Source organism: Micromonospora sp. CA-263727 (assembly GCF_050942455.1).
Taxonomy (GTDB): Bacteria; Actinomycetota; Actinomycetes; order Mycobacteriales; family Micromonosporaceae; genus Micromonospora.
In genome coordinates this window covers 2,305,016-2,319,131 of the sequence record NZ_CP192031.1, presented here as the reverse complement: position 1 = coordinate 2,319,131, position 14,116 = coordinate 2,305,016, and the positions used below count along the sequence as shown (strand labels likewise).

Annotated in this window: 11 protein-coding genes; 5 read left to right on the top strand and 6 right to left on the bottom strand. The window is 73.0% G+C overall.

Going from position 1 to position 14,116, the window contains the following annotated elements; translation table 11 throughout:
• Positions 1-56 precede the first annotated feature (56 nt).
• Positions 57-1,568 carry a deoxyguanosinetriphosphate triphosphohydrolase family protein gene (locus ACQPYA_RS10510; protein ID WP_433532425.1) on the bottom strand — a complete coding sequence of 504 codons (1,512 nt, stop codon included), beginning with the start codon at positions 1,566-1,568 and terminating at the stop codon, positions 57-59.
• A gap of 62 nt (positions 1,569-1,630) precedes the next feature.
• Here ACQPYA_RS10510 and ACQPYA_RS10505 point away from each other — a divergent pair, with 62 nt between their 5' ends.
• Both ACQPYA_RS10505 and ACQPYA_RS10500 read left to right on the top strand, forming a co-directional pair.
• Complete coding sequence (locus tag ACQPYA_RS10505; RefSeq protein ID WP_433532424.1) at positions 1,631-4,093, top strand: Tex family protein; 2,463 nt, start codon at positions 1,631-1,633, stop codon at positions 4,091-4,093.
• A gap of 193 nt (positions 4,094-4,286) precedes the next feature.
• The gene (locus tag ACQPYA_RS10500) at positions 4,287-4,718 is read left to right on the top strand and encodes a hypothetical protein (RefSeq protein ID WP_433533454.1); all 432 of its coding nucleotides are present in this window, start codon (positions 4,287-4,289) and stop codon (positions 4,716-4,718) included.
• Between the two features lie 18 nt (positions 4,719-4,736).
• On the opposite strand, the gene ACQPYA_RS10495 is transcribed toward ACQPYA_RS10500, so the two are convergent.
• The 3 genes from ACQPYA_RS10495 to ACQPYA_RS10485 are packed head-to-tail and all read right to left on the bottom strand — an operon-like array spanning position 4,737 to position 7,650.
• A complete protein-coding gene (locus ACQPYA_RS10495; protein ID WP_433532423.1) occupies positions 4,737-5,978 on the bottom strand; it encodes a glycosyltransferase family 4 protein in 1,242 nt (413 codons plus the stop codon).
• Between the two features lie 5 nt (positions 5,979-5,983).
• Positions 5,984-6,910, bottom strand: a complete 927-nt coding sequence (locus ACQPYA_RS10490; RefSeq protein WP_433532422.1) for an NAD-dependent epimerase/dehydratase family protein — start codon at positions 6,908-6,910, stop codon at positions 5,984-5,986.
• Positions 6,907-7,650 (bottom strand): sugar transferase, encoded by a 744-nt coding sequence (locus ACQPYA_RS10485; protein ID WP_433532421.1) that lies wholly within the window; start codon positions 7,648-7,650, stop codon positions 6,907-6,909. The genes ACQPYA_RS10490 and ACQPYA_RS10485 overlap by 4 nt, the downstream gene beginning before the upstream one ends.
• A 253-nt stretch (positions 7,651-7,903) precedes the next feature.
• Between ACQPYA_RS10485 and ACQPYA_RS10480 the strand changes: the two genes are divergently transcribed.
• The 3 genes from ACQPYA_RS10480 (at position 7,904) to ACQPYA_RS10470 (ending at position 11,657) form a co-directional block, all read left to right on the top strand.
• The gene (locus tag ACQPYA_RS10480) at positions 7,904-8,947 is read left to right on the top strand and encodes a polysaccharide biosynthesis protein (RefSeq protein ID WP_433532420.1); all 1,044 of its coding nucleotides are present in this window, start codon (positions 7,904-7,906) and stop codon (positions 8,945-8,947) included.
• 156 nt (positions 8,948-9,103) lie between these two features.
• A complete protein-coding gene (locus ACQPYA_RS10475) occupies positions 9,104-10,096 on the top strand; it encodes a dTDP-4-dehydrorhamnose reductase family protein (RefSeq protein WP_433532419.1) in 993 nt (330 codons plus the stop codon).
• A 61-nt stretch (positions 10,097-10,157) separates the two neighbouring features.
• Complete coding sequence (locus ACQPYA_RS10470; RefSeq protein WP_433532418.1) at positions 10,158-11,657, top strand: O-antigen ligase family protein; 1,500 nt, start codon at positions 10,158-10,160, stop codon at positions 11,655-11,657.
• Here the strand turns inward: ACQPYA_RS10470 and ACQPYA_RS10465 are convergent.
• Positions 11,603-12,850: a glycosyltransferase family protein gene (locus ACQPYA_RS10465; RefSeq protein ID WP_433532417.1), complete on the bottom strand. Its 1,248-nt coding sequence runs from the start codon at positions 12,848-12,850 to the stop codon at positions 11,603-11,605. The two genes, ACQPYA_RS10470 and ACQPYA_RS10465, sit on opposite strands and share 55 nt — an antisense overlap.
• Before the next feature lie 5 nt (positions 12,851-12,855).
• On the bottom strand, positions 12,856-14,103 hold the full coding sequence (locus ACQPYA_RS10460) for a glycosyltransferase (protein ID WP_433532416.1): 1,248 nt from the start codon (positions 14,101-14,103) through the stop codon (positions 12,856-12,858).
• Positions 14,104-14,116: the final 13 nt, after the last annotated feature.

The window sequence follows — 14,116 nt, the reverse complement described above, 5'->3', positions numbered from 1 at the left end:
CGCCGGGACACACCCACCCGACAGTCATAACGAGCCGGCTGGTACGAGGTTGCCGGTCAGAGGACGAAGGCGTCGGTCCAGAGGGCGCCGGAGCGGCCGGAGAGCGAGTCCAGCATCGCCACCGCCTGCCCGTCGGTGAGCTGGGCGACGAAGTCCACGATGGCCCGGCCACGGGCCTTGCCGAGCCGGTCCGGGGTACGCGGATGCAGCTCCGCCTCGGCCAGCTCCACCAGGTCGTGCAGCCGCCGGGGCAGGCGGGACTCCTCCTCCGGGTCGAGCAGCCACTCCAGCAGCGCCTCCACCAGGGTGCCGAGCAGCCGGGCCTGGCCCCGCTGGTGCAACGCCAGGTCGGGGCGGGCCAGCACGAACCGGTGGTGGACGAACTTGAGCACCTGCACCTCGTGCCACTGGGCGGGGGCCAGCAGCACGTGCCCGGAGCGCATCGCGGGCTGCTCGACCACGGTGATCGCGTCGACGAACCGGGTGGTCCACCGCGCGGAGAAGCGCGCCACGTACTGCTCCGCCTCGATCGAGCCGTCGAACGGTACGGCCAGTAGGCCCTCGACCAGTTCCTCCCGGACGTGCTCGACCGCGGCGGCGAACGCGGCGTCGTCGGCGATCCAGCCGTCCTTGCGGTGCAACTGGCGGCGCAGCCGCTCGATGGCCGAGCCGGGCCGGCGGGCCGAGGTGGTCAGCGCCGCGTCGGTGATGGCCCGCAGGCTCGCCCCCTCGCGCTGCCAGGCCATCAGCTCGGCGGCCACCGCGCCCTGCTGGAGCACCCCGACCCGGTAGAAGTCCTCCACGTCGTGGATGGCGTACGCGATGTCGTCGGCGGTGTCCATCACCGACGCCTCGACGGTCTGCTGCCAGTCGGCGATCCGCCCGGCGAACGGGGCCCGGGCCTGCCGCAGGTCCTCCAGCTCGGTGCGGTACGCCCCGAACTTCACCGAGCCGCTGTCCGGGTCGTCCGGCGGCGGGGCCGCCCCGCGGGGCGGCGGGTCGAGCAGGCGCGGGTGCGGGTCGGGATGGTCGAGCCGGGTCCACGGGTACTTCAGCATCGCCGCCCGCACCGCCGCGGTCAGGTCGAGACCGGTGGTCGCCGCGCCACGGATCTCGGTCGAGGTGACGATCCGGTACGACTGGGCGTTGCCCTCGAAGCCGTCGGTCAGGCCGAGCCGGTGCCGGGCCAGCCGGTCCAGCACCCGCTCCCCCAGGTGCCCGAAGGGCGGGTGGCCGAGGTCGTGGGCGAGCGCCGCCGCCTCCACCACATCCGGGTCGCAGCCGCCCAGCTTCTCCACCAGGTCGCGCTGCCACCCGTCGGCGGTGAGCCGTTCGGCGATCGCCCGGGCCACCTGGGCCACCTTGAGACTGTGGGTGAGCCGGTTGTGCACCAGCAGCCCGGACCCGCCCGGGCTGACCACCTGGGTGACGCCGCCCAGCCGGGTGAAGAACGGCGAGCCGACGATGCGGTCCCGGTCGGCCCGGAACGGGCTGGTCGCGAGGTCCCCGAGGGCCCGGGCGCTGCCGCCGAAGAGCCGTCGGGCGCGCGGCTCCACAGGTGCTTCCATGATCGCCACGCTAGCCCGGCAGAATGCACCACGGAACCCACACCAGAAGGCGGAGCGAGATCGTGACCCTCTCTGTTCATCAGCGCATCGCCGAGGAGCTCGGCGTCGCCGAGCGCCAGGTACACGCGGCCGTGGAGCTGCTCGACGGCGGCGCCACCGTGCCGTTCATCGCGCGCTACCGCAAGGAGGCCACCGGGCTGCTCGACGACACCCAGCTGCGTACGTTGGAGGAGCGGCTGCGCTACCTGCGCGAGCTGGACGAGCGCCGGGCGGCGGTGCTGGAGTCGATCCGGAGCCAGGGCAAGCTCGACGAGGCCCTGGAAGCGCAGATCATGGCGGCCGACTCGAAGTCCCGCCTGGAGGACATCTACCTGCCGTACAAGCCCAAGCGGCGGACCCGGGCGCAGATCGCCCGCGAGGCCGGGCTGGAGCCGCTCGCCGACACGCTGCTCGGCGACCCGTCCCGGGACCCGCGCGAGACGGCCGCCGGCTATGTCGACGCCGACAAGGGCGTGGCCGACGCCGCCGCCGCGCTGGACGGGGCACGGGCCATCCTGATCGAGCGGTTCGCCGAGGACGCCGACCTGATCGGCACGCTGCGCGAGCAGATGTGGTCGCGGGGCCGGCTGGTGTCCCGGGTACGCGAGGGGCAGGAGAGCGCCGGCGCGAAGTTCGCCGACTACTTCGACTTCGCCGAGCCGTACCCGAGGCTGCCCTCGCACCGCATCCTGGCCATGTTCCGGGGCGAGAAGGAGGGCATGCTCGACCTGACCATGGACCCGGAGGCCGACGGCGACGCCGACGCGACCGTCACCGGCCCGACCCGGTACGAGGCCGCGATCGCCGGCCGGTTCGGCGTCAGCGACCGGGGCCGGGCCGCCGACAAGTGGCTCGGCGACACGGTGCGTTGGGCGTGGCGGACCCGCATCCTGATCCACCTCGGGGCCGACCTGCGGACGCGGCTGTGGCAGGCGGCCGAGGAGGAGGCCGTCCGGGTCTTCGCCACCAACCTGCGTGACCTGCTGCTCGCCGCGCCGGCCGGCGCCCGGCCGACCATGGGGCTGGACCCGGGCCTGCGTACCGGGGTGAAGGTGGCCGTGGTGGACGCCACCGGCAAGGTGGTCGCCACCGACACCATCTACCCGCACGAGCCGCGCCGGCAGTGGGACGCCTCGATCGAGACGCTGGCCCGGCTCGCCGCCGCCCATCAGGTCGAGCTGGTGGCGATCGGCAACGGCACGGCCAGCCGGGAGACCGACAAGCTCGCCGGGGATCTGATCAAGCGGTTCCCGCAGCTGAAGCTGACCAAGGTGGTGGTCTCCGAGGCCGGCGCGTCGGTCTACTCCGCCTCCGCGTACGCGGCGCAGGAGCTGCCCGGCCTGGACGTGTCGCTGCGCGGCGCGGTCTCCATCGCCCGCCGGTTGCAGGATCCGCTCGCCGAGCTGGTCAAGATCGACCCGCGCTCCATCGGTGTCGGGCAGTACCAGCACGACCTGTCCGAGGTGAAGCTCTCCCGGTCGCTGGACGCGGTGGTGGAGGACTGCGTCAACGGCGTCGGGGTGGACGTCAACACCGCCTCCGCGCCGCTGCTGACCCGGGTCTCCGGGATCGGCGCCGGGCTGGCCGAGAACATCGTGCTGCACCGGGACGCCAACGGGCCGTTCCGCAGCCGGGCCGAGCTGAAGAAGGTGGCCCGGCTGGGGCCGAAGGCGTTCGAGCAGTGCGCGGGCTTCCTGCGTATCCCCGACGGCGACGACCCGCTGGACTCCTCCAGCGTGCACCCCGAGGCGTACCCGGTGGTGCGCCGGATCCTGGCCAGCACCGGCCAGGACCTGCGCGCGGTGATCGGCCGCAGCGCGATCCTGCGCGGCCTGCGCGCGACCGACTTCGTGGACGACAGGTTCGGCCTCCCCACGGTCACCGACATCCTCGCCGAACTGGAGAAGCCGGGCCGTGACCCGCGGCCGGAGTTCCGGACGGCCACCTTCGTCGAGGGGGTCGAGAAGATCAGCGACCTGACGCCCGGGATGATCCTGGAGGGCGTGGTCACCAACGTGGCCGCCTTCGGGGCCTTCGTCGACGTCGGGGTGCACCAGGACGGCCTGGTGCACGTGTCCGCGATGTCCCGCACCTTCGTGAAGGACCCCCGCGAGGTGGTGAAGTCCGGCGACGTGGTCAAGGTGAAGGTGCTGGACGTGGACGTGCCGCGCAAGCGCATCTCGCTGACCCTGCGACTGGAGGACGAGCCGGAGCCGGGCGCCGGCCGGGGCGGCCGGGGCGGCGGCCGCGGCGCGGACCAGCAGGGTCGTGGCGGGCCGGCCGGACAGGGCCGCGAGGGACAGGGCCAGGGTGGTCAGGGACGAGGCGGCGGGCAGGGCCGCGACGGACAAGGCCGGGGCGGCCAGGGTCGGGGCGGCCAAGACGGCCAGGGGCGTGGCGGCCAGGCCCGCCAGGGCCGGGGCGGCCCGGCCGCACCCGCCGACGGCGCGATGGCCGACGCACTACGCCGCGCCGGCCTCCTCTAAACCACACCCCGTCCTCCCCACCCACGCCAACTCCCCCACCCACCCCGCCGCCCCCGCCCAGCCCGCCGATCATGCACTTATGGTGGTTCCAAACCTCGACAAAAGTCTCGTACCAGGCACCACAAGTGCATGATCGACGCGGGCGGGCGGGCGGGCGGCGGGTGGGTGGGGTGGGGGTACGGTCGGGGTTGTGGTGGGGGGTAGTGGGCTTGAGTGGCGGGAGCGGCGGGAGCGGGCGGTGCGGGCGCACGCCGACGCGGAGGCCCGCTCCCGCGCCGCCGAGCAGGCCGCCGCGGCGGAGTTGGTGGCACGCTTCGCCGCGGACGCGACCGCACGCGGGCTGCGCACGGTACGGCTCAGCGTGACCAGCTACGACGGCCGGCACCGCTACCGCACCGGCCTCACCGGCTGGTACGTCGACCGGGCCCGCGCCCGAGGCGTCGACACCCGGGGTCGCTTCTACCTGCTGACCGTGCCGGCCAGCCTGCGTTCGTCGCTGCTCGGTGCCGACTGCGAGCCCTCCCCGCCACCGCTGGTGGTCGGCCGGGGCGGGCGCGACGGTGAGTCCCTGCCGCTGGCGACGCTGCTCGACCAGCGTCTCGAAGCCGGCGACGACTGGCCCTGACCCGCGGCGGGTGGCGGGTCAGCGCCGGCGGTGGCTGCGTACCGCCTCGGCCAGTGCCCGCTCGACGCGCTCGGCACCGGCGGCAACGGAGAAGACCCGGTCGTAGTGGATCCGACCGGCCTGCCCGAGCAGTTCCAGCTTCTCCCGGCCCAACTCGCAGAGTTCCCGCAGGGCGGCGGCGATCGAGTCGGGATCGCCCGGCCGGGCGGTGATCCCCGCGCCGCTGTCACGCGCGACGGCGGCGGCGTCTCCCTCGGCGGCGACCAGCAGGGCGCGTCCGGCGGCGAGGGTGGCCTGCACCTTGCTCGGCATGGTGTACGCCGACATGCCGCCCGGCCGCAGGCTCACGTAGTGCGCGTCCCCGGTGGCCATCAGCGCGGGCATCCGTTCCCGGGGCAGCTGCCCGAGGAAGCGCAGGTTGGTCGCGCCGACCGATTCGGCGCGCCGGCGCAGCCGTTCCTCGGTGGTGCCGGAGCCGGCGATCAGGCAGACCAGCCGGGGGTCGGCGGTCCGGGCGCAGGCGTCGACCAGTGAGTCCAGCCCCTGCGCCTCGCCGAGCGCGCCCGCGTACACCAGGACCACCTGGTCGGCGCGGAGGCCGAGCTCCGCGCGCAGGTCCGCGACGCCGGGCCGCAGCGTCTCGTCCGCCCACATCGGGATGTGCACCAGCTTCTCCCGGGGCACGCCCCGGCCGGCGAGCAGGTCGGCCGCGCCGGGCGAGACGCAGGCGACCCGGGCGGCGCTGCGGTACATCGCGGCGCACCAGCCGGCCATGCCCCGCTCGACGAGCCGGGATGCCCGGCCCGCGCCGAGGAAACCGCTCGCCACCACGCTGTCCGGCCAGAGATCCAAAACGTGCAGCAGCACCGGCACCCGGTACGCGTACCGGGCGAACCACATCGGCAGGGCGACGCTGATCGGGGAGTTGCCGACCCAGATCGCGTCGAGTCCGCGTAGCACCGGCGTGCCGGAGGCCAACGCGGAGAGGGCGAACGATCCGTAGTTGGCGACCCGCCGCAGTGCGGAGCGATCGTGGCTGGGATAGAGGGCCACCCGCCGGATCCGCGTCGCCCCGACGGTCTCGTCCCGGCGGCGGGCCAGCCGGTAGCCGGGGGCCAGCCGCCCGGTCGGGTAGTTGGGGAACCCGGTGAGCACCTGGACCTCGTGCCCCCGGCCGGCCAGAGCCGTGGCGAGCATCCCGGGCAGCGCGGCAGGTCCGGGCTCCGGGTCGAACCACTGGGTGAGCAAACCGATCCGCATCCGCGTCATCCCCTCTCCGCGCCGGTCAACGGCCGTACCGACCGGTCGCCGTCGGCCCGCCACAGCGCGCCCAGCGACTCACGCAGGTCGTATGCCGGTTTCCAGCCAAGCGTCCGGCCGGCGCGCCCGATGTCGGCGCACATCCAGGGCACGGCGGCGGAGCGGCCGGCGTCGACGGTGAAGCTGCCGTCCCGGATCCCACCGGTGAAGCCGGCCACCTCGGCCAGCAGCCGGACGACGTCCCGGGTGGCCACCGCCTGCCCGCTGCCGACGTTGACGACCCGCTCGGTCGTGTCTCCGCCGCGCGCCGCCGCGAGGACCGCCGCCGCCACGTCCCGCACGTCGACGAAGTCGCGGTACGTGTCGTGCAGGCCCACCGCGACGTCGCCGTGCCCGGCCGCCATCGCCGACCTGATCAGCGCGGTCACCCGGCAGAGCACGTTGCCCGGCGGCATGCCCGGCCCCACCGGGTTGAAGACCCGCAGCACGATCGTGTCGACCCGGCCGGCCACGCCCGCCAGTTCCGCCAACCGGGTCGCCGCCAGGTGGCTGAGCCCGTACTCGCCCACCGGCGTACCGGGATGATCCTCGGGTACGGCGAGTCCGTGTGGCACCGCGCCGTACTCGGCCGCCGAACCGATCCGGATCAGCCGGGCCGCCGGTGCGGCGTCGGCCACCGCCTCAAGGAGCTTGGCGGTGGTCACCACGTGCGCCCGCACGAAGTCGTAGCCGGAGCCGACGATCTGCCCGGCGGCGGCCACCACCACGTCCGGCCGCTCCCGGGCGATCAGCGCGGTCAGCGCCGGCAGGTCGATGTGGATCAGATCGCACTCCGTGCGGCCGGGCGACCGGACGGTCGCATGGGCGGCCAGCGTGGCCCGGATGTGCCGCCCGAGGAACCCGCTGGCACCGAGCAGCAGTACCCGGTTCATCCGCGGTACGCGGGGTCCGGTTCGCCGGCCGGCGACCGTACGGGCGAGTTGCCGGTGAACTCGTGCCAGGTGGCGGTGCCCGGCGCGGAGATGCCCTTGCGACTGAGCACCACCCAGACGGTGGCCAGCAGGATCCTCAGGTCCAGCAGGAAGGAGCGCCGGTCGACGTACTCGATGTCGTAGGCGAACTTCGCGTCCCAGTCCAGCGCGTTACGGCCGCGCACCTGGGCGAGCCCGGTGATCCCGGGCCGTACGTCGTGCCGGCGGGCCTGTTCGGGGCTGTAGAGGGCGAGGTACCGGACCAGGTGCGGGCGGGGGCCCACCACGCTCATCTCGCCGCGCAGCACGTTCCAGAACTCCGGAAGTTCGTCGAGGCTGCTGGCCCGCAGCCACTGGCCGACCCGGGTCAGCCGCTGCTCGTCGGTCACCAGCCCACGCGCCGGGTCGGGGTGGCGCATGGTGCGGAACTTGACCAGCTCGAACACCTCGCCGTGCAGCCCCGGGCGGCTGTGCCGGAACAGCACCGGACGGCCGTGCGTCACCAGCACCACGAGGGCGACCAGGGCCAGCAGCGGAGCGCCCAGGATCAGGACGAGGAGGGCGCCCAGCACGTCGAGGAGACGCTTCCACCGATCGTACGGTCGGCGGGTCGTGGGGTCCGGATGCGTCCCGTTCCGGCCCGGCGTCGAGCCGGCGATCCCGGCGTCCAATTGCGTCCCGTCGAGAGCAACTCTTGGCATGCAGTACGCATATCACTTTTCCCCGCCCCAATTCCCGCTTTCACGTTAGTGGCGTCCGCCGCGCCGGATCGGCGACCGGTCGACGCCATTACATGAGGTGTATTCGCAGGCACAGCCGCCCTCACGAACCAAACATGATTCGATCTCTAATTGACGGAAACGCGGCGGCGCCGTTTGTGAATCTGTATGGTCGCGATGGACGAGATCCCGATTCCCCGAGGATTGCCCGACGGGAGGACAGGCAGGGGGAGATGTGGTTTCCTCGCTTTCTGACAGACGTTTCCTGATCACCGGCGGCACCGGTTCGTTCGGCCAGACAATGGTCTCCCGGCTACTGGACTCCGGTGCCGCGGAAGTACGGGTCCTCAGCCGCGACGAGTCCAAACAGGACGCCATGCGGCACCGCATCGGCGACGACCGGGTCCGCTACTACGTCGGCGACGTCCGGGACTACGACAGTGTGCTCAAGGCCGCCCGGGGCACGGAGTTCGTCTTCCACGCCGCCGCCCTCAAGCAGGTTCCGTCCTGCGAGTTCTTTCCGCTGGAGGCGGTCCGCACCAACGTGCTCGGCAGCGCGAACGTGGTCGACGCCTGCGAGCGGGTCGGCGTCGAGACGCTGGTGCTGCTGAGCACCGACAAGGCCGTCTACCCGGTGAACGCGATGGGGATGACCAAGGCCCTGATGGAGAAGGTGGCACAGGCGCACTCCCGCAACAACCCGGCGGCCCGCACCCGGGTCTGCTGCGTGCGCTACGGCAACGTCATGTACTCGCGCGGCTCGGTCATCCCGCTGTTCATCGACCAGATCCGCCGGGGCGGGCTACCGACCGTCACCGAGCCGTCGATGACCCGTTTCCTCATGTCGCTCGGCCAGTCGGTCGAGCTGGTGGAGCACGCGTTCCGGTACGGCCAGCCGGGCGATGTCTTCATCCGCAAGGCCGACGCCTGCACCATCGGCGACCTGGCCACCGCCCTGTGCAACCTGTTCGGGGTGCCGGCGAAGTTCAACGTGCTCGGCATCAGGCACGGCGAGAAGCTGTACGAGACCCTGGCGAGCCGCGAGGAGCTCACCCACGCCGAGGATCTCGGCGAATTCCTCCGGGTACCGGTGGACAGCCGCGACCTGAACTACGCCCTCTACTTCGAGGAGGGCAATGTCGAGCGGGGCGCGGCGGCCGACTTCCACTCGCACAACGCCCGCCGGCTCTCCGTACCGGAGATCGAGTCGCTGCTGCTGACCCTGCCCGAGGTACGGGCACAGCTCGACGCCACGGCAACCGCCGTCGTGCCGGCATGAGCGAGCGTCAGCGAGCGAATCATCGGTGCAGCGCGGTGGTGCCTCATGGCGGCACGGAGCAAAGCGGAGTGCCGGCATGAGCGAGCGTCAGCGAGTGAATCATCGGTGCGGCGCGGTGGTGCCTCGTGGCGGCACGAAGCGAAGCGGAGTGCCGGCATGAGCGTGGAGGTTGGAAACGGGGCACCGGAACGGGTGCCCCGGCGGCGCGGTGACGCCGACCAGAAGCCGGACGCCGCGACCCGCCGCGTCCTCGTCGTCGGCGTCACCGGCATGCTCGGCCACGCCGTCCTCCGCGAGTTGAGCGACGCCCCCGAACTCGACGTCCACGGCCTCGCCCGACGCATCGACGACCGGGCCGGGTGGTTCCCGGAGCGCCTGCTCGCCCGGATCACCCCGGCAGTCGACGCGACCCGGTTCGCGCAGGTACGGCAGCTCGTCGACGAGTTGCGGCCGGACGTCGTGGTCAACTGCGTGGGCGTCATCAAACAGCGGCCCGACGTCCAGGACGCCGTGCACACCGTCACGCTCAACGCCCTCTTCCCCCACCTGCTCGCCGACGCCTGCGCCGAGTCCGGCAGCCGGTTGATCCACGTCAGCACCGACTGCGTCTTCTCCGGCCAGCGGGGCGGCTACGTCGAGGACGACCTGCCCGACCCGCCCGACCTCTACGGGCGCTCCAAGCTGCTGGGCGAGGCCACCGGAGCGGCGGCGCTCACCCTGCGTACCTCGATCATCGGGCACGAGCTGACCACGAGCCGGTCGCTGGTGGACTGGTTCCTCAGCCAGCGGGGCCGGGTACGCGGCTTCACCCGGGCGATCTACAGCGGCGTGACGACCGTCGAGTTCGCCCGGCTGTTGCGCACGGTGGTCCTGCCCCGCGAGGAACTGACCGGGCTCTACCACGTCGCCGCCGAGCCGATCTCGAAGTACGACCTTCTCCGGCTGGTCGCCGAGGTGTACCGGTGGTCGGGTGAGCTCGTTCCGGACGACGAGTTCGCCTGCGACCGCTCGATGCGCGCGGAGGCCCTCGCCCGAGCCACCGGTTACCGGCCGCCCGGCTGGCCGGACATGATCAGGGCGATGCACGCGGCCCGGACCCGGTGGACCAGCGCGACGCCCCGGACGGATCGGCCCGGCGTACGGGTCTGACGGCGGCCGGAGCCACCGTCAAACCGACCGCAGCCGACCGCGAGCCAAAGGACAACACGTGATGAACCGTTTGGGCCAGGTGGGCCTCGTAGCCGGCGCGGCCTGTCTCGTGGTGGTCACGACCGTCGTCTCGGTCAACATGCCGTTGGTCGCTGCCGGCGTGGTCCTGCTACTGCTGCTGCTCGCCCTCTGCCGCCGGGTGGACGGCTGGCGATGGCTGCTGGCGCTGACCATGGCGCTGCTGGTCTGCGCCTCCTCCGACATCCCGGCGCTGGTCGAGATCAGCTTCTATCCGCGCTACGCGGCGGTCGCCGGCCTGATCGTCTGGGGACTCTGCCTGCCGGCCCCGACGCCGGCCCGGACCGCCCCGTGGAGCCGCGTGTTCATCGGCGCGCTCTGGACGGTCGCCGCGCTCGCCACGCTGAGCACCACCTGGTCGGTGGTCCCCTCGGAGACGTTCCAGCGTGGCGTCGCACTGCTGCTGCTGGCCGCGCTGGTCCACGTGGTGGTGCGGCGTCGCTGGTCCGACCGGAAAACCATGCTGGCCGACCTGCGCATGGTCTACCTGGTCCTGAGCCTGTCCACCGTGTCCAGCCTCGTCCTCGGGCTCGGCAACGGCACGGTGGCTGCCGCGCTCTCCAGCAGCCACCGTTTCCAGGGGCTCTACAACAACCCCAACATGCTCGGCATCGTCTGCGCCCTGACCATTCCCCTGGGCTGGGCCGTCTACCGGCAGTACCGCCGCTGGCCGATGCTACTCGGAACGGCGCCGGCCGCCGCCGGCCTGCTGCTGTCGCAGTCTCGTACCGGGCTCGTGGCCGTGCTGGTCGGCGCCGCCTGGATCATGTTGCGGCACGGGGTCGCGCCGCTGCTCCGGATGGCGTCGGCGGCGACCGCGGCGCTGCTGCTGGCGTACCTGCTCGACCTGCTGCCCGTCATCTTCAGGGCGCCGTGGATGCAGCGGATGGTCCTGCGTTTCACCGACCCGGAAGGCGCCGACCTGTCCAACGGCCGCACCCAGATGTGGCAGGCGACCGTCGACCTGTGGTGGCAGAACCGCCCCACCCTGGGCTTCGGGTACGCGTCCCGTAACCACCTGCTCGAACTCGCCGGCTACGACGAGTTCTTCGGTGCGGGGGTCAGCGTCGTGCACAACAGCTACCTGCAACTGCTGCTGGAACTGGGCCTCACCGCCGCGATACCGCTGGTGCTGCTCCTGCTGGCCGCGGGGCGGGTCGCGCTGCGCGTCCCGGTGCACGGCGCAAACTCGGGCCTGGTCTGGCTCGTCGTCAGCGGCCTGCTGATCCAACTGACCGAGTCGGCCATGTTCGGCACGGGGCAGACCTACCCGTACGTGTTCTGGTTCGCGGTGGCCGCCCTGCTGCACCTGCCGGCCGCCGACGGCCCGGAGCGGGGCGGGGAGGCCGACGCCGACGCCAGCCGCCAGGCCAACGCACCGGCGAACGGCGTGCCGTCGGGCCCGATGTCAGGTCCGGTGGGTCGCGGTCACGACCGGTCGCCGGTCACGAACGTGCTCACCCGCGCCCGCCAGGCCCGGTGATCGAACGACTCGCGGGCCCGCGATCGGGCCGCCCGGCTCATCGCCGTCCACTCCTCGTCGCGTAGGCGCAGCGCCCGCTCGACCGCCAGCCGGACGTCGTCCGGGCCGTTGCCGTCGAGCACCAGGCATTCGGCCCCGTCGCGCAGGTAGGCGTCGAGGTCACTGGTGTAGTTCAGCAGTACCGGGCAGCCGGCGGCGAGGCTCTCCGGCACCTTGGACGGGAATCCATGGGCCGCGTAGCCGCCGGTCGGCCGGACCAGCATGGAGAAGTGCGACTCGCCGAGCAGGGCCAGCACGGTGTCGCGGGGCACCCGACCGAGGAACGTCACCTCGGCCGACACCTGCTCCAGCACCGAGACGTCCAGGTCCGACCGGGCGGCGGCCTCCTCGCGGGTGACACCGGCGATGGTCAGGCTCACCCGCCGCTGGTCGTGCGGGGCGAGCCGGCTGATCCCGCGTACGATCACGTCGAGCATGTCCTTGCGGCCGGGCGTACCCGCGTAGAGCAGGCGCAGGCCGTCGGCGAGCGATGGTGGCCGGGCCACCGGGAACTCGTCGCAGTCCACCTGCGGCGGCACCACCAGCACGTCGAGCCCCCGGTCGGTCAGGTACCCGGCCAGGGTGGTGGAGACCGCGGTGGCCCGGTGGACGAGGCGGGTCGCCAGGAAGGTCGACCAGCGGTGCCGCACGAAGTACGGGGTGAGCCAGCCGCGCCGGAACTGGTGCCGGTCGTGCCGCTCGCTGGCGTCCACCACCACCGGGCAGCGCAGCGCGAGACGCAGGACCGCCCAGTTGCCGAGGGTCATCAGGGCCATCGGCAGCAGCACCACGGAGATGTCGTCGCGGCCCACACCCGCCCGACGGATCGCGCGCAGCACGCGTACCGGACGGGCCAGGCGAGCCAACAGCCGGGTATGCCGGGTACGGCCCCGGACCCGCATCGTGACCAGGTCGATGCCGGCGACGTCGCCGAACCGGCCGGGGAAGGCGACCTCGCAGGGCCAGTCGTTGACCACCAGGGTCTGCGCGCCCGCATTGGCCGCGCACCGGGCGAGTTGCAGCAGGCGGTTGGAGGTGGCGTCGCCGTGCGGAAAGGCGTACGCGCCGACGAGCAGCGGGCGCGGATGGCCCGTCCGCCCCGATCGGTCACCGGAGCGGGGCCCCCGGCCCCGCACGAGCGTCTGGTCGTTCATCTCTGTCACCGTTCCGAGCCGGCCGACAGCCGGCTCCGCTGCGTGGTCGGACGTTCCTGCGGTGCCCGGCCCGAGGCCCGCTGTCGGTAGATCGCCAGGTGGGCGGCGGTCGCGGCATCGATGGCGAAGATGCTGGCCGCGAAGCGCTCGGCGGCCAGGTCGGGCGCGGTTGTCGCGGTGTGCGCGGCGGCAGTGCCCACCGCCGCCGCCCAGACCCGGGGCTCGGCCTCGGTGTCGACGATGGTCACGCCGGGCAGTCGCTCGGCGATGAACCGCACCCCGGGCAGGTCGGCGGCGACCGTGCCGACGCCCAGCGCGACGGGTTCCAGCACTCCCCCGGGCAGCCCCTCCAGGCACGAGGGGTGGATGACCACGTCGGCCTGCCGCAGCAGCCCGCCCACGTCGTCGCGGGGACCCAGCAGATGCACCCGATCGGCGAGGCCGGCGGCGGTCGCCGCCCTCCGGACCCGATCGTCGTCCACCTCGTCGCCCGGCCCGACGAAGACCGCGTGCGCCGTCACGCCGAGGGCGTGCAACTCGGCCAGGATCGGCGGCAGCAGCCAGCGCCGCTTCTCCGGCGAGGCCCGCCCCACGCTCACGCAGACGAGGTCCGCCGCTCCGGCGCCGATCAGCCCGCGCAGGTCGTCGTCGCTGGGCCGGCTCAGCCGGTCGAGGTCGAGCCCGTTGAGGACCACCTGGCAGCGCGGGTCGTCGCGCCAGTCCCGGTGGAAGCCGAAGGTGAGGGAGCTGGGCGAGACGCCGAGGATGTGGGTCGCGCTGCGCCGCAGCAGCTGTCCGCAGATCCAGCGGTAGGCCCGTCTGCGCAGGCTCCGGCGCAGGTTGTCGTCGCCACGGAAGTGTGCGACGCGGCCGGGCACGCCGCAGAGCCGGGCGAGCGAGAGCGGTACGCCGGAGAAGTTGGCGCAGTCGACGTGCACCACGTCCGGGCGCAGCCGCCGCAGCAGCCGCAGGAAACGGGCGGCGAAGCGAGGGTCCAGCGGGATCGGGGTGACCGTGCCGCCGTGGCGGGTGACCATGCCGGCCAACGGCCCCGGGCCGATCCGCTCGCTGAGCGTCACCAGGTGCAGGTCGACTCCGGCGGCGGCCAGCCGGGGCAGCAGCTCGGCGGTGCGCATCTCGGTGCCGCCGTAGTTCAGCTCACCGACCACCCGCAGCACTCGACAGCTTCGATCGGGCGCTCCGCCGTCCGGGTGGCCACCCACCGCCGACGTGTCATCCGAGGATCCGGGCATCCGTCTTCCCTTT